Genomic DNA, 15,551 nt, shown 5'->3' on the forward strand with positions numbered 1-15,551 from the left:
GGGTGGGTGTGGGGGGGTTGGGGGGGGGTTTTGGTACCAAATGGAAGGGGGGCGCGGCGGGGTGGGGCTGGCCCCGTCGCTCCCACCCCCAGGGGGGCGTCCCCCCCCGCTACCCCAACATCAGAACGCCGGCAGCACCGCGCCCTTGTACTTGGACTCGATGAATGCCTTCACCTGCGGGCTGGTCAGGGCCTTGGCCAGCTTCTGCACGCGGGCGTCGTCCTTGTTGTCCGGGCGTGCGACCAGGAAGTTCACGTACGGCGAATCCTTGCTCTCGATCGCCAGTGCATCCTTGGTCGGGTTGAGGCCGGCATCCAGCGCGTAGTTGGTGTTGATCAGGGCCAGGTCGACCTGGTCCAGCACGCGCGGCAGCATCGCCGAATCCAGCTCACGGAACTTCAGCTTCTTCGGGTTGGCGGTGATGTCGCGCTGGGTCGACAGTGCGTTGGCCGGGTCCTTCAGCTCGATCACACCAGCCTTGTGCAGCAGGATCAGCGCGCGGCTGTTGTTGCTCGGGTCGTTCGGGATCACCACGTCGGCGCCTTCGCGCAGCTCGGCCAGCGACTTGATCTTGCGCGAGTACGCGCCGAACGGCTCGATGTGCACGCCGATCACCTTCACCAGATCGCTCTTGCGATCGCGGTTGTAGGCATCCAGGTACGGCTCGGTCTGGAAGTAGTTGGCATCCACCTGCTTCTGCACCAGCTGGTCGTTGGGCTGCACGTAGTCATTGAACACGCGCACGTCCAGGTCCACGCCTTCCTGCTTGAGGATCGGCTTGACCACCTCAAGGATCTCGGCGTGCGGCACGGCCGTGGCGGCCACCACCAGCTTCTGCGAAGGCTCGCCGGACTTGCCGCAGGCGGTCAGGGCCAAGGCAGCGGCGAGCAGGGGCAGCAACAGGGTCTTCTTCATGGGCAAAAGGGTTCTCGGGGGGAGGGTCAGGAGTTGTCGTAGTTGCTCAGGGCAAGCTCAAGCAGCGCCTTGGCCTGCTCGCGCAGCATCACCGGTTCGACGATCTCGGCATCCGAGCCGTAGTGCAGCACGTCCATCAGCAGTTCGCGGGAGACGCTGTACGGTACCTTCAGCTCATAGCGGCCGTCGGCCAGGAAACGGCCCTGCTGCTTGGAGTGCCAGTGTTCGTCGGCCACCCAGCGAGCGGCCTTGGCGCTGAACAGGATGGTCGCCCAGCCCTTCGGTGCACCGGAGAAGATGCCGTAGCTGGCGCCGAGCTGTTCGTCGAGCTCGCTGTCGGCAACGTCGCGGGCGGTGTTGTCGACTACCCGCGCCTTGTGGATGCGGTCCACGGCGAAGCTGCGCAGGGCCTCGCGGTCGTGGTCCCAGGCATCCAGGTACCAGTTGTCGCGATAGTGGGTCAGGCGCTGCGGCGAAACGGTGCGCTTGGTCGGCTCGTCGGTAGAGCGTGCGCGGTACTCGAACGCCAGCTGGCGGCGCTCCAGCACGGCCGAGGCCACGCTGCGGAAGCTGCCCTCGTCGAACTTGCGGCCACGGTGCGGGATCACCCGCACACGGTCCACCGGCCAGTTGGAGACGCCGGCCTGGGCCGCCAGCAGGCTCTCGATGCGCTGTTGCAGCGGTGCCAGCACCGAGGACAGCACGCCGCCGCCGGTCCGTGCCAGCAGGTGCTGCGAGGCCAGCAGGGCGTGCAGCTCCTCCGAGCTCAGCCACAGGCCGGGCAGCTCGAAGCGGTCACTCTCGTCGGCCTGGTAACGGAAGCCGGCCTCGCCGTCGCCCTCGATCGGTGCCATCAGCGCATCGCGCAGGAAGGCCAGATCGCGGTAGACGGTGGCACGGGAACAACCGAGCTTGTCCTGCAGGGTCGCCACCGTCACCGGATAGCGCGCGGACTTGAGCAGACGATGCAGGGCGGTGATGCGTTCGTATCGGTCCATACCCCCGATTATGTCCGAGTCGCGGGTCTTGTGTGGGACGTTTGGGCTATCGTGGGCGCCCCGCCCCATGGAACACCCGATGCGCCGGTTGCCTGCCCTGCCCCTGCTGGCCTGCCTGCTGCTGGCCGCCTGCGATCGCGCACCGGCTCCGGCCGGCACTGAAGCCGCCGTCCCAGCCGCCGTCCCTGCCTCCGATCCGGCGCAGGCCGTGCTGGCGGCCAGCCAGCGCTTCGCCGCCCTGCGCAGCTTCCATGCCGAACTGGAGGTTCTGGGCGCGCCGCAGCCGGTACGCAGCGCCATGGACTTCGTTGCCCCCGACCGATTCCGGCTGCAGACCGCGGCCGGGCCGCAGACGATCATCGGCGACACCATGTTCCTGCAGGCCGACGGCGGGGTCCGCCAGGTCCCGACCCCGCCGGGCCTGCTCGAGCAATGGCGCAACCCGCTGCCGGCCGATGCCCTGCCCGCCGACCTGCAGGCCGAAGACCTCGGCGGCCAGTCGCTGGATGGAGTCGAAACCCGTCACTACCGGTTGCGCGGCACCCAGCCCGGCGAACGCCTGGAGTACTGGGTGGACGCACAGGGCCTGCCACGGCAGATCGTACGCAGCGGCAGCAGCAACGGCCGCAGTTTCCAGCTGCGCCTGCGCTATTCGCGCTTCAACGACCCGGCATTGCGCGTCGATCTACCCTGAATGGGCGGTGGCAGGAACGTTTCCTGAAGCGGGTTTTGGATCGATTCGGACCGCCATCACGCTTCCAGTATCATCACCGGCTGTCAACCGCTTCGGAGAAGCCCCGATGTCCCTGCGTGTGTCCCTGCTGATCCCCCTGCTGCTGTGCGCGCCGCTTGCGTATGCGCAGGATGCCTCCGAACTGGCGGCGATGTCTTCGCCGTGGAGCGGCAGCGGCGGCGAGCTCGGCTTCGCCTCGGCACGCGGCAACAGCAGCACCGAGAGCTTCAACGGCCGCCTGCGCCTGCGCTATACCGACGGCGACTGGGTGCACAGCATGGACCTGGCTGGCCTGCGTTCCAGCTCCAAGGTGACCGAGACCCGCGACGACGGCTCCACCAGCCGCCGCAACAACACCACCGCCAACCGCTACACCGGCAGTGCCGGCAGTGCGCTGCAGCTGGGCGAGCACCGCCAGCTGACCGCGACGGTGCGTACCGAGCGTGACGACTTCGCCACCTACGACCGCCAGAGTTCGTTCGGTCTGGGTTACGGCACCCGCCTGTGGAACACCGAGCGCTTCTCGTTCGACGCGCAGATCGGCCCTGGTGTGCGCCGCACCCACAGCACCGAGGACGACCGCACCCGCACCGGCATGATCGGCCGCGGCCTGTTCGACATGAAGTACTCGCTGACCGACAACACCGACCTGGTCAACACCCTGCTGGTCGAATCGGGTTCGTACAACACCTTCGGCCAGAACGACTTCGGCGTCTCGGTGAGCATGAACGAACATCTGGCGCTGAAGGCCGGCTGGCAGGCGCGTTACAACAGCGACGTAGCCGCAGACAAGCGCAAGACCGATACGCTGACCACGATGAACGTGGTCTACAAGTTCAAATAAGAAACGGGCGCCAAAGGCGCCCGTTCTTCTTTCGGTAGTGCCGGCCGCTGGCCGGCAACTGCATTCAATCGGGGCACGAGGTTGCCGGCCAACGGCCGGCACTACCTGCGATGCCTCAGACGTTCAGCAGTTCGCCGGCACCGGCATCCAGCAGCATCTTCGCCACGCGCTGGCCCAGTACTTCCGGGTCACTGGCCGGGCCGACGGCCTCGGCGCGCACCGCGCGGCCATCACTGGCACTGCCCACCAGTCCCTGCAGGTGCAGATCCTGCCCCTGCCACTGCGCGATCGCCGCCACCGGCACGTGGCAGCTGCCATGCAACGCACGGTTCATCGCCCGCTCGGCTTCGACGCAGGCACGGGTCGCCGCGTCATCCAGGCCGGCGAACAGCGCCATCAAGCGCGCATTGCTGCCATCACATTCCACCGCAACCGCGCCCTGTGCCGGCGCCGGCAGCCACTGCGGCGGTTGCAGGCGGGCAACGATGCGCTCGCCCAGCCCCAGCCGTTCCAGCCCGGCCACGGCCAGCACGATGGCGTCGTAGCCGCCGTTGTCGAGCTTGGCCAGGCGGGTGTTGACGTTGCCACGCAGGTCCAGCAGCTGCAGGTCCGGTCGCAGCGCGCGCAGCTGCGCCTGCCGACGCAGCGACGATGTGCCAACCCGCGCACCGATCGGCAGCGCATCCAGCGAGGCGTACAGGTTGGAAACGAAGCCATCGGCCGGATCGTGGCGGGTCAGCATCGCCGGCAGCGCGAAGGGTTCGTCCAGCTCCATCGGCACGTCCTTCAGCGAATGCACGGCGCAGTCGGCCTCGCCACGCAGCATCGCCAGCTCCAGCTCCTTCAGGAACAGGCCCTTGCCACCGATGGCGGCCAGCGAACGATCGAGCACCTCGTCACCGCGGGTGCTCATCGGCACCAGTTCCACATGCAGGCCGGGGTGGGCCTGGCGCAGGCGATCGGCGACGTGTTCGCTCTGCCAGAGGGCGAGCGGGCTCTTGCGGGTGGCGATGCGGACGGTTTCCATCCGGTCATTATCGCGCCTTCGGCGCGGATACGGCCAACGGCGGAGCCCCTCGTGGATGACCGTCGTGAAAGCAACAGCCGCGCTTGGCCGGGTGGGTGGGTCGCGCAGGGGACGCTGCAAGTACGTCCTTGTAAGCTCGTAGGCGCCATCCATGGCGCCTGCGCCCCTGCGCAACCCACCCACCCGGCCCCTGACAGTTTCCGTGTGCGCCAGCCACGGAAGATCAAAAAAAAGAGCAGAAGCAGAAGCAACTGCCGACGGCTTCCGGGGTCAGATCCCTTTTCCGCAGGAAAAGGGATCTGACCCCTCTTCCCAAGCCGATAACAACAATGCTTTTGCTGTCCGATGCAGTGGAGAACGAGAGGGTGGGGCCGGGGTGGGGTTGCGGGACCGTTGGCGCCATGGATGGCGCCATCGAGCCCCCATGGATGGGTTTACGGCGTGTCCCGCCACCCCACCCCGTTCCGACCCAGCACGTAAGAACAACGAGCCGACCAACCTGCTGTTGATGTTGATGTTGATGTTGCTGTTGATGTTGATGTTGCTTCAGACGTTGCTCGTCAGCAGTCGCGGCCGCAGGCCGCGCGGAACCTACAAATGCCGCAGTTCTTGCTTCAGCGTCGCCACGCAGCGGCGGCTGACTTCCAGCGGTTGCTTGCCATGCCGCAGCACCGCCTGCACCTGCCCACCCGTGCCACGGCGCAGCTCGACCAGTTCGTGGCGCGCCACCAGGCAGTTGCGATGGATGCGGATGAAGCGGCTGGCGAACTCTTCTTCCAGCGACTTCAACGACTCCTCGATCAGGTCCTCGCCGCGCGCGTGGTGCACCACCACGTACTTCTCTTCGGCCTGCAGGTAATGGATGTCGTCCAGCGGAATCAAGCGCAGGCTGCCGCGCAGGCGCGCGCACAGCATGCTGCGGGCCTGCTGCCCGCGGTGGTCCTGCGGCTGGCCATCACGGCCGGCCAGGAACGTGCGTGCACGTGCGATCGCTGCCGCCAACCGCTCGGCACGAACCGGCTTCATCAGGTAATCAATCGCGGCCGCCTCGAACGCCGACAGCGCATGCGCATCGTAAGCAGTGCAGAACACCACCGCCGGGCGCGGCTCGAAGCTGGCCAGGTGGCGGGCGGCTTCCAGGCCATCCAGCCCGGGCATCGCGATATCCAGCAGGACCAGGTCCGGCTGCAGTTCCGCGCACGCGTGCAGGGCCTGCTCGCCGTTGCCGGCCTCGGCCACCACATCCACGCCGTCCTGCGCTGCCAGCAGGCTGCGCAGGCGCTCGCGTGCCAGCGGTTCGTCATCGGCGATGACTACCCTCACGATCGTCCCCTCACTGGATCGGCACTGTCACCTGGCAGGCATAGTAGCCCTCGCTCCAGCCGGCCGTCATCCGCGCGGTGCTGCCGAAGCGCCAGGCAAGGCGATGGCCGATGCTGTGCTGGGCATGACCCGCGCCCCGCGCCAGGGCCAATCCCGGGGCCTGCGGGTCGGGCGCCGGATTGCGCACACGGATCTGCAGCTCATTGCCCTCGCGGACGAGCTGCAGTTCGATGGTGCCGCCCTCGGGCAGGCGCGAGATGCCGTGCAGCACGGCATTCTCCACCAGCGGCTGCAGTACCAGCCTCGGCAATGGCAGGTCCCAGGGCAGCGGCTCGTCGCGCTGCCAGCGCACCTGCAGGCGCTCGCCCAGGCGCAGCGATTCAATCGACAGGTAGCGCTCGGCCAGCTCGCATTCGTCGCGCAGGGTGGAATCACCCTCGCCCGCCCCCAAGGCTGCGCGGAACAGATCGGACAGGTCGAGCACCGCGCGCTCGGCCACTGCCGGGTCGCGATGCAGCAGGCTGGCGATCAGGTTCATGCTGTTGAACAGGAAATGCGGGCGGATCCGTGCCTGCAGCGCATCGGCCTGCGCGCGCGCGTTGGCCTGCACCTGTGCGGCCCAGCGATCACTCACATAGAAGTAGCGCAGGGCCAGTGCGGTGATCAGTGCGGTGGTTGCGGCGCTGCCGAGGGTGAAGCGCCAGAAGCTGATGCCATGGGCGAAGTTGTCCCCCAGCACCGCATACAGGGCGTGCACGATGCCGGCGCAGACCACTGCGATCAGCGCCGCCAACGCAATCGCCGCGACCGCGCCCAGCAGCTGCGGCAGCTTCGACAGCGCCTGCCGCAGCAGGCACAGGCTGGCGGTTACCGCCAGCGCCAGCCACAGCGCGAAGCCACTGGCCGACAGCAGTTCGCCAAAGGTCCAGTGGCGGCTGCCGTCGGGCGCCAGGGCCAGCACCACCACCACCAGCTCGGCCAAGCCGAGCATCGCCGCCAGCCGTGGCAGGCGGCACAGTTCCGGCATCCACGGCGGTGTGCTGGCCGGAGGCATGGCTCAGGCGGCGCCCAGGCGTTCCTGCAGCCAGTCACCCAGCGCCTGGATTTCTTCGGCGCAGATCTGGTGGGCCATCGGGTAGCTATGCCATTCCACCACCAGGCCCAGCGACTGCAGTGCCTGCGCGCTGTGCGCAGCCACTGCCTGCGGAATCACCGGATCGGCGCTGCCGTGGGCCATGAACACCGGCACCTGCACGGCACCTTCAATACGCTTGGCGGTCTCGGCTTCGGGCAGGTAGGTGGACAGCGCGATCAGGCCAGCCAGCGGCGCGGTACGCGACAGCGCGGCGGTGAGGATGACGGCACCGCCCTGCGAGAAACCGGCCAGGAAGATCTTCTCCGGTGCGATGCCACGTTCGATCTCGCGGGCGATCAGCGCATCCAGCTGCAGCACCGATTCCTGCACGCCGGTCATGTCGGCACGCGATCGGAAATCCATGCCGACGATGTCGTACCAGCCGCGCATCGGCACGCCGTTGTTGATCGTGATCGGCCGCACCGGTGCATGCGGGAACACGAAACGCAGCGCCGGCCAGTGCGGGCGTACCAGTTCCGGCACGATCGGCGCGAAGTCATGGCCATCGGCACCAAGGCCATGCAGCCAGATCACCGACCACTGCGGCGAAGCGCCGGTTTCCTGTTCCACCGTTTGCAGCATGATGCGGCTCCTTCAAGTTCGAGCCGCATTATGCCGCTGGCGCAGAGGAATCAGTACAGCGGCGGTTGCTCGGCCGCTTCCCGGCGCAGCTGGGCGGCGCGCACCAGTACCGGTGGCGGGATGTTCTCCTCGGGGATATCGAGCAGGCCAAGGCGGTGCAGGAAGGCGCCCGGGCCACGCGAGGACGTAAGTGCCACCACCGGAATGGCCAGCACCATGCCGATCACCACCGGTGCCATCCACGCCGCCAGCGATGGCGACACCGCCCACGCCAGCACGCCCATGAAGGCACCGAACACGCCCAGGCCACCGTAGCCGCGGATCAGCGCCATCCAGGATATGCCGCCGTCGTCGCGCTGCTGGGCGTCCCAGCCCGAATCGCGGCCGGACAGCACTTCGGCCACGCCACGCGACTGCACGTACATCACCACCGGCGCCATCAGTGCGGCCAACACGGTCTCCACCAGCATCGACACGAATGCACGGATCGCGCCGCCGCAGCCGCGCCGGTCGACCGGGTCCAGCAGCATCGCCAGGTACCCCAGCACCTTGGGCATCAGCAGCACCGCCATGGTCGCGGCGAACAGGCGTACCACCTGTTCCTCGTCCTGGGCGCGCCAGTACACGCTGGGCGACAGGTGCAGCAGGGCGTTGAAGTCGATGCCCTCCTGGAACAACGGGATGGCGATGCCGATCAGCATCAGCATCGCCCACATCGGCGCGGTGAAGTAATGGCCGATGCCGATCAGCATGTGCACGCGGCTGATCCAGTGCAGGCCGCGGCTGCCCACCACCTTGCCGTGCTGCAGGTTGCCCTGGCACCAGCGGCGGTCGCGCACCAGCATGTCGGTCAGGGTCGGCGGACCTTCCTCATAGCTGCCGCCCAGGTACGGCACCATGTGCGCGGCCCAGCCACCCCGACGCATCAGCGCCGCTTCGACAAAATCGTGGCTGAGCACATGGCCCCCGAACGGCTTGCGTCCCGGCAGCGCCGGCAGGCCGGCCTGATCGGCGAAGGCGCGCGTGCGGATGATCGCGTTGTGGCCCCAGTAGTTGCTCTCGGCGCCGTGCCACCAGGCCACGCCGCGGGCGATCACCGGCCCGTACACGCGGCCGCCGAACTGCTGCATGCGGGCAAACAGGGTGCGGCCACCGATCACCGAAGGCAGGGTCTGGATCAGGCCAACGTCGGCGTTGTGTTCCATGCCGGCCACCAGGCGCACGATGCTGTCGCCGGTCATCAGGCTGTCGGCATCCAGGATCAGCATCTGCGGGTAGGCGCCGCCGAAGCGGCGCACCCAGTCGGCGATGTTGCCGGCCTTGCGCGCGCCGTTGTCACTGCGGCGACGATAGAACAGCCGCCGCTGGCCGTCGGGCACGCGCTCACGCAGCTCGGCGAACACCTGCTCCTCGGCCCGTGCAATGTCCTCGCGGCGGGTATCGCTGAGCACGAAGAAGTCGAAACGTTCCAGCTGCCCGGTGGCCGCCACCGATTCGTAGATCGCCTGCAGGCCGGCCAGCAGCCGGCGCGGGTCCTCGTTGTAGGTCGGCATCAGCAGCGCGGTGCGGCTGTGCACGGTCGGCAGCGGTTTGTCCGGGTCGATGCCGAGGCGGTAGCCACGGTCGAACACGGCGGTCAGGAAGCCGGCCACGGCGCTGGCGAAGGACAGCGCGATCCAGGCGAACAGGCCTACGAACAGCACCAGCAGGCACGCTTCCAGCACGCTGATGCCGTTGCCCGACAACACCCGCCACATCATGCGCGTGGCCACGGTGGTCATCACCGCGGTGCCGCCGAGGATGTACAGCCGGCGCAGGCCGATCATGCGCGGCGAGGTGCGATGCCTGCGGACTTTCAGCTCGCCTTCGCGCAGGGTCTGCTCGGGCATCTGCAGCGGCGATTCAGCAGGCAGCAGCGCCCAGCCGGCGTCAAGCCGGGGCGTATCCGCTTCCGCGTGGATGGTCTGCACCCCCATCGCCGCCTACTCCGCGCAGTCGGCACGGCCGGCCATCCCGGCCGGGCTGCATGCACGAAGGTTCCCGGCGCGCCTTCCCGGCGCCCGCACTTGTCCTGGCTGTGCCGGCCTGTGGCCGCACAGTCGATGTCTGTCACTACCGGAACCCACACGATCTCCAACGGGGCGGAATCGAAAATGCGGCGCCAGTCTAGGGCGCTGGATGTAAGCCGCGCGCGAAGGTGTACGCCGGGATTTACCCCCATTCAGCAAACAGCAGGCGATCTCCGGGCGGGACAGCCGGATGTCGCTTGATCGCCCCAGGTACTGGATCGTAACAAACGCGAACGGTTATCATTTCATTAACCAGGCAGGTCACCGTCCTCACACGGTCGAGACCCACCCAGCTGCGCCGGTCCAATCCGCGCGCCCAACGACCCATGGAAGGGGGCTGCCTGCTGTCTGCGTGCGCCTGCTGCTTCCACCGGGTCTCCCTCCTCCGATGGAAGCCGTCATGTCCCTGTCGTCCCACCTCCGTAGCGCGCGCCTGTCGCGTACCCGCCTGGCCACTGCCCTGTCTGCCGCCTGCCTGCTAGCCCTGCCCGGCCTGGCCGCCGCCGAAGCCAGCGCCGATGCCTCCACCAAGGACCTGGATACCGTGGTGGTCACCGCCTCGGGCAACCAGCAATGGATCAAGGATGCCCCGGCCAGCATCAGCGTGATCAGCCGCGAGGACATCGCGCGCCAGCCGGTGCATGACCTGGCCACCCTGCTCAGCCGCGTTCCGGGCGTGACCGGTGGCCTCAGCGCCGTTGGCGAACAGTCCAAGATCAAGCTGCGCGGCATGCCGTCCAACTACACGCTGGTGCTGGTGGACGGCAAGCGGATGGGCAGTTCGGCCTCGACCAACTATCGCCCCGATCTGGGCCGCCAGGATCTGAACTGGATCTCGCCCGACCAGATCGAGCGCATCGAAGTGGTCCGCGGGCCGATGTCGTCGCTGTACGGCTCCGACGCCATGGGCGGCGTGATCAACATCATCACCCGCCGCATCGGCGACGAATGGAACGGCAGCGCCACCCACAGCTACACCCGCCCGGGTGACGGCAAGCGCGGCGACACCCAGCAGATCGGCGCGACCTTCTCCGGCCCGCTCGGCGAGCGTTTCGGCCTGCGCATCGGTGCAAACAGCATGCGCCGCGATTCGGACCAGTCCAATGGCGGCGTCTACGGCAATGCCTATGCCGGCGAGAAGGACCGCAATGTCGACGCACTGCTGCAGTGGAAGCTCAGCGACGCGCAGGAACTGTCGCTGGAAGCCGGCCACGGCGTGCAGCAGTCCTTCATCGATGCCTCGCTGGAAAAGCAGGACGAAGGCGCCTGGGGTGCCAGTGAACTCAAGCGCAGTTCGCTGGCGCTCAACCACGATGGCAAGTGGAACTTCGGCAACTCGAAGATCAGCGCGTACTGGACCGAGTACAAGAATGACATCGGCGCCACCGGCCGCTCCGAGGCGACCGACACGATCATCGAAGGCAGCCTGACCACACCGTTCACCCTGGGCGTTGAACACCAGTTCGCCGTGGGTGGCCAGTGGAAGCGCCAGGAACTGACCAACACCGATACCATCGGCCGCGCGCCGATCGACTACGCCGGCAACGCGGTCAACGGCTCCGACCTGCAGGTGGATACCTGGGCGCTGTTCGTCGAGGACGAGCTGAAGCTGCACCGCACGCTGGCCCTGACCCTGGGCGCGCGCCTGGACCACCATGAGAAGTTCGGCGGCCACGTCAGCCCGCGTGCGTACCTGGTCTGGCATCCGGCCGAACAGTGGACGATCCGCGGTGGCGTCTCCAAGGGCTTCCGTGCGCCCAGCCTGACCGAGAACTCGCCCAGCGCGGCCACCCAGTCCGGCGGCCGTGGCTGCACCTCGCTGATCCCGCTGGGCTATACCCGTGGCGGCTGCTACATGGCCGGCAACCCGGACCTGGATCCGGAAACCAGCACCAACCGCGAGATCGGCATCAGCTTCGACAACGACCTGGTCGATGCCGGCCTGACCTACTTCCATACCGACTTCAGGAACAAGATCGAATACGCACCGCTGGGCAAGTTCAACGGCATCTGGTGGACGCGCATGAGCAACGTGCAGCGCGCGCGTACCAGCGGCATGGAAGGCAACCTGAACTTCCGCTTCGGCGAGCACTGGCGCTGGCGCACCTCGGCGACCTGGATGAAGGAAGCCAAGAACCTGACCACCGGCAGGAACCTGATCGATACCCCGGAGTTCTCGGGCTACTCGTCGCTGGACTGGACGCCCAACACGACGTTCTCCAGCAGCCTGTCGGCGCAGTACACCGGCAAGCAGACCGGCACGGCGACGACCTTCCTCAAGGCCTACACCCTGTATGACCTGACCGCCGCCTGGAACGTCAACGAGGTACTGACCCTGCGTGGTGGCGTCAGCAACCTGGCCGACAAGAAGCTGTACGCGGAGGGCTCCACCGACTACTTCGTGGCCGGGCGCAGCTACTTCCTGAGCATGACCGCGCGCTTCTGACCGGCGACGCGCGCCGCGATCGCGCTGGCGGCGGGCCAGCGCGATCGGCGGTGTTGCGGGTTACTCGCTTTCCAGCGCGGCCGGTGCCGCGTTCTGCGTGGCCGCCGTGCGCGCACGGTCCATTGCCACCGCCAGTTGCTGGCGTGCGAGCAGTTGTTGTGCCTGCACCACTTCAGGTGTCGGCAGGAGCACCGGTCCCGGTGCGTTTTCCGGTGTAGCAGGTGTGGTCATGCAACCTCCATGGACATCCCGCCGCTGCCCGGATCCAGCTGGGGCGGCGGCGGAACTGCGCACCCTATCCTAAAAACAAGGCGGGTGGGTGACGGTGCGGCGCCCCGCCGCAGGCCCATACATGCCGGACGCGTCACATTTTTGACGGCCAAGGGTAGTTTCCTGAACCGGCGGCCTCGTATCATGTAATCGTTTTCCTACAAGGACGTAATCGTCAATGAACGCAGTCGACCTCACCCGCTTCAGCCCGAAGTGGCAGTTCCGCTTCAACTTCTTCCAGCAGCACGGCGCTCCCAAAGAGCCGGGATTCAAGCAGGCCTGGAAGGCGCTCTCCTTCGGCGACCGCCTGAAGATCAACATCAATTTCTTCGCGTTCTTCTTCGGCTTCATCTACCTGCTCATCCTGGGCATGTGGCGCAAGGCGCTGGTGGTGATCGGCATCGGCATCGTGCTGGGCATCGTCTCCCTGTTCCTGCCGGACGTCGTCGCGCGTCCACTGTTCATTGCCATGAACTTCCTGGTCGCCGCCAGCACCAACTACAGCTACTACCTGGAGCAGGTGAAGGGCAAAGCCAGCTGGAACCCCTTCGAAGGCATGTTCTGAGCGATTGCGGTTGCCGGACCCGGTTCCGGCATGCCAGCAAGCTGAAACAAGGACGCCCGGCCTTTGCCGGGCGTCCTCATTTGTGCGGGCTGTGGCTCAGGCCGCGTAGCGTGCCACGGCTACCGGCTCGGCCTGCAGACGGAAGCGCGATACTGCCACCGCCAGCTGTTCGGCCTGCTCTTCCATCGCGCGTGCAGCAGCACTGGCTTCCTCCACCAGCGCAGCGTTCTGCTGGGTGGTCTCGTCCATCTGCACTACGGTCTGGTTGACCTGCTCGATGCCCGCCGACTGCTCGCGTGACGCCGCCGAGATCTCGGCCATGATCTCGTTCACTCGACCGACCTGGCCGACGATTTCCTGCATGGTGCGGCCCGCACCGTGCACCAGCTGCGCACCGGCACCGACCTGTGCCACCGAGACGTCGATCAGCTCCTTGATCTCCTTGGCCGCGCCTGCCGAGCGCTGGGCCAACGCACGCACTTCGCTGGCGACCACGGCGAAGCCACGGCCCTGCTCACCGGCGCGCGCCGCTTCCACTGCCGCGTTCAGTGCCAGGATATTGGTCTGGAACGCGATGCCATCGATCACCGAAATGATCTCGGCAATGCGCTGCGAGGAGGCCTCGATCTGTTCCATGGTCTGCACCACCTGGCTGACCACCTGCCCACCCTCACTGGCGACACCTGCTGCGGAGCCGGCCAGGGTGTTGGCCTGAAGCGCGTGGTCGGCATTTTGGCGCACGGTGGAGGTCAGTTCTTCCATCGAAGCGGCGGTTTCTTCCAGGTTGGCGGCCTGCTGCTCGGTGCGACGCGACAGGTCACTGTTGCCGGCGGCAATCTCACCGGCGGCCAGGCGGATGCTGGCGGCCGACTGCTGGATCTGGCCGACGATCCGGGTCAGCTGCTGCACGGTACTGTTGGCATCGTCGCGCATCACTGCGAACACGCCGCGGAAGTCGCCCTGCATGCGCGCGCTGAGGTCACCAGCGGCAATCGCGCGCAGCAGCGTCGACAGCTCGGCCAGGTTGTGGTCGCTGACCTCCATCATGGTGTTGAGGGTTTCGACCATGCGGCGGAAATCGTGGTCGAAGCGCAGGGCGTCGCCGCGCACCGCGAAGTCACCGGCAGCGGCTGCAGCAGCCAGCTGCTGGATCTGATCGTTGATCGCCGCCAGATTGCTCTTGGTGGTGGCCATCGCGGCGCTGAACACTGCCTTCTCGCCCGGCAATGCTTCCATGTCCACGCTGAGGTCGCCCACTGCGTAGCGCTGCATCACCTCGACCAGGCGCTGGGTGACCGCATTGCTGGAGGCCACCAGCTGGTTGCTGTCGGCCACCATGCGGCCGTACTCGCCAGGGAATACAGAGGCGTCCATGCGGTAGCTGAGCTCGCCGGCATCGTGGCGACGCGCCATTTCGGACTGCGCGGCCATCACCGACTGCAGCTGGCCGCGCATGCCCTGCATCGCCTCCAGCAGGCGCCCCACTTCGTCATTGCTGCGCGTCGGCAGCGCACTGTCCAGCTTGCCGGCGGCGACGTCAGAGGCCACGCGCACCGCTTCGGCCAGCGGGCGGATCGCCAACCGGCGCAGCAGCACGTAGACACCTGCGCTAAGGGTCAATGCGGCCACCACGCCGACCAGCAGGGTCAGCCACAGCAGCTGGCGCGCCTCTGCCACGATCACCGCATGCGGCATCACCACGCCCAGCGCGAAGCGCTGCGGGGCATCGCCCACGCGCAGCGGCACGTACACACGCACATTGCCGGCTGCGTCCGGGGTGAAAGCTTCGAAGCGACGATCGGCAGCGATGTCGGCCAGCATGCTGCGGGTCAGTGCATCGCTGCGCGGCTTGCCGATTTCAGCGGCATTGGCCGAGGCCAGCACCACGCCATGGGGTGAGAGCAGCTCGACGCGGCCGGCGCCCATCGGCGTCAGCGTGGCGAGGTGCTTCTGCAGCGCGGCCAGCGAGAAGTCGACGGTAAACACGCCGAGGAACGTACCGTTTTCGACGATCGGCGTGCTCAGCGTGCTCATCAGCACCTGCTGGCCGCCGATGTCATAGGCATAAGGCTCGCTCACCTTCGCCAGCTTGTCGCGGCTGGGCACCATGTACCAGTCGCCGGAGCCGCTGGCGGTCTCGGTGTAGTCGGTCATCGTCGACTGCTGCGGCTTGCCATCGTGCCAGGCCCAGTAGCTCATGTAACGACCGGTGGCATCGTGCGCCTCGGTGTCGACGAATTCGGCATCCTTGCCATCAAACGCATCGGCTTCCCACATGGTGCTCTTGCCCAGCCATTCAGGATGGGTACGCAGCTGTTCGCCGAGCACGGCGGCCAGGCTGGCGCGGTCGGGCGCGTCACCACGCGCACGCTGGGCCAGCACGGCCTCGACCATGGCATCGTTGCTGGCGAAAGCCGTGCCAAGGTCGGCCGCGACCTGGCGTGCCTCGGCGGTGGCTTCGCTGGCCATGGTCTGGCGCGAGGCATTGACCAGGCTGGCGCTGGCTTGGCGATAGATCAGGAACGCGGTCAGGCCGAAGCACAGCAGCGCGATCACGGCGGTGCCGAGCATCAGCTTGTGGGCGATGCTGCCCGGGCGGCGGGCGGCGACGGAGCGGGAAGAAGGCATGGAAGGATCCGCAAGG

General features: G+C 67.2%; 13 protein-coding genes. 4 read left to right on the forward strand and 9 right to left on the reverse strand.

The features are described from left to right. Nucleotides 1-120: 120 nt before the first annotated feature. On the reverse strand, nucleotides 121-915 hold the full coding sequence (locus AC0Z6F_RS16480) for a MetQ/NlpA family ABC transporter substrate-binding protein (RefSeq protein ID WP_006394939.1): 795 nt from the start codon (nucleotides 913-915) through the stop codon (nucleotides 121-123). Nucleotides 916-941: 26 nt separating this feature from the next. Then, nucleotides 942-1,913, reverse strand: a complete 972-nt coding sequence (locus AC0Z6F_RS16485; RefSeq protein ID WP_012512177.1) for a helix-turn-helix transcriptional regulator — start codon at nucleotides 1,911-1,913, stop codon at nucleotides 942-944. A gap of 79 nt (nucleotides 1,914-1,992) precedes the next feature. Between AC0Z6F_RS16485 and AC0Z6F_RS16490 the strand changes: the two genes are divergently transcribed. Both AC0Z6F_RS16490 and AC0Z6F_RS16495 read left to right on the forward strand, forming a co-directional pair. Then, complete coding sequence (locus tag AC0Z6F_RS16490) at nucleotides 1,993-2,607, forward strand: LolA-like protein (RefSeq protein ID WP_012512178.1); 615 nt, start codon at nucleotides 1,993-1,995, stop codon at nucleotides 2,605-2,607. A 106-nt stretch (nucleotides 2,608-2,713) separates the two neighbouring features. After that, entirely contained in the window at nucleotides 2,714-3,490 is a 777-nt protein-coding gene (locus AC0Z6F_RS16495; protein WP_012512179.1) for a DUF481 domain-containing protein, read from the forward strand. 115 nt (nucleotides 3,491-3,605) lie between these two features. On the opposite strand, the gene hemC is transcribed toward AC0Z6F_RS16495, so the two are convergent. The 5 genes from hemC to mdoH all read right to left on the reverse strand — a co-directional run bounded on the left by hemC (nucleotide 3,606) and on the right by mdoH (nucleotide 9,533). Continuing rightward, nucleotides 3,606-4,517: a hydroxymethylbilane synthase gene (gene hemC, locus AC0Z6F_RS16500; protein ID WP_012512180.1), complete on the reverse strand. Its 912-nt coding sequence runs from the start codon at nucleotides 4,515-4,517 to the stop codon at nucleotides 3,606-3,608. A gap of 591 nt (nucleotides 4,518-5,108) precedes the next feature. Beyond that, nucleotides 5,109-5,840 (reverse strand): LytR/AlgR family response regulator transcription factor, encoded by a 732-nt coding sequence (locus AC0Z6F_RS16505; protein WP_006395075.1) that lies wholly within the window; start codon nucleotides 5,838-5,840, stop codon nucleotides 5,109-5,111. 10 nt (nucleotides 5,841-5,850) lie between these two features. Continuing rightward, nucleotides 5,851-6,894 carry a sensor histidine kinase gene (locus AC0Z6F_RS16510; protein ID WP_198283146.1) on the reverse strand — a complete coding sequence of 348 codons (1,044 nt, stop codon included), beginning with the start codon at nucleotides 6,892-6,894 and terminating at the stop codon, nucleotides 5,851-5,853. A 3-nt stretch (nucleotides 6,895-6,897) separates the two neighbouring features. Then, nucleotides 6,898-7,557: an alpha/beta hydrolase gene (locus tag AC0Z6F_RS16515; RefSeq protein WP_485617861.1), complete on the reverse strand. Its 660-nt coding sequence runs from the start codon at nucleotides 7,555-7,557 to the stop codon at nucleotides 6,898-6,900. Nucleotides 7,558-7,607: 50 nt separating this feature from the next. Continuing rightward, on the reverse strand, nucleotides 7,608-9,533 hold the full coding sequence (gene mdoH / locus AC0Z6F_RS16520) for a glucans biosynthesis glucosyltransferase MdoH (RefSeq protein WP_065724628.1): 1,926 nt from the start codon (nucleotides 9,531-9,533) through the stop codon (nucleotides 7,608-7,610). 493 nt (nucleotides 9,534-10,026) lie between these two features. Between mdoH and AC0Z6F_RS16525 the strand changes: the two genes are divergently transcribed. Next, on the forward strand, nucleotides 10,027-12,072 hold the full coding sequence (locus AC0Z6F_RS16525; RefSeq protein ID WP_012512184.1) for a TonB-dependent receptor domain-containing protein: 2,046 nt from the start codon (nucleotides 10,027-10,029) through the stop codon (nucleotides 12,070-12,072). A 60-nt stretch (nucleotides 12,073-12,132) separates the two neighbouring features. On the opposite strand, the gene AC0Z6F_RS16530 is transcribed toward AC0Z6F_RS16525, so the two are convergent. Further along, complete coding sequence (locus AC0Z6F_RS16530) at nucleotides 12,133-12,303, reverse strand: hypothetical protein (protein WP_169050326.1); 171 nt, start codon at nucleotides 12,301-12,303, stop codon at nucleotides 12,133-12,135. Between the two features lie 217 nt (nucleotides 12,304-12,520). Here AC0Z6F_RS16530 and AC0Z6F_RS16535 point away from each other — a divergent pair, with 217 nt between their 5' ends. After that, nucleotides 12,521-12,907, forward strand: coding sequence for a DUF2628 domain-containing protein (locus tag AC0Z6F_RS16535; RefSeq protein WP_006395308.1), 387 nt, complete (start codon nucleotides 12,521-12,523; stop codon nucleotides 12,905-12,907). A gap of 96 nt (nucleotides 12,908-13,003) precedes the next feature. Here the strand turns inward: AC0Z6F_RS16535 and AC0Z6F_RS16540 are convergent, their stop codons facing one another. Next, nucleotides 13,004-15,535, reverse strand: coding sequence for a methyl-accepting chemotaxis protein (locus AC0Z6F_RS16540; protein WP_012512185.1), 2,532 nt, complete (start codon nucleotides 15,533-15,535; stop codon nucleotides 13,004-13,006). Nucleotides 15,536-15,551 lie beyond the last annotated feature (16 nt).

Source organism: Stenotrophomonas sp. 1L-E-5-B-C3 (genome assembly GCF_057292075.1).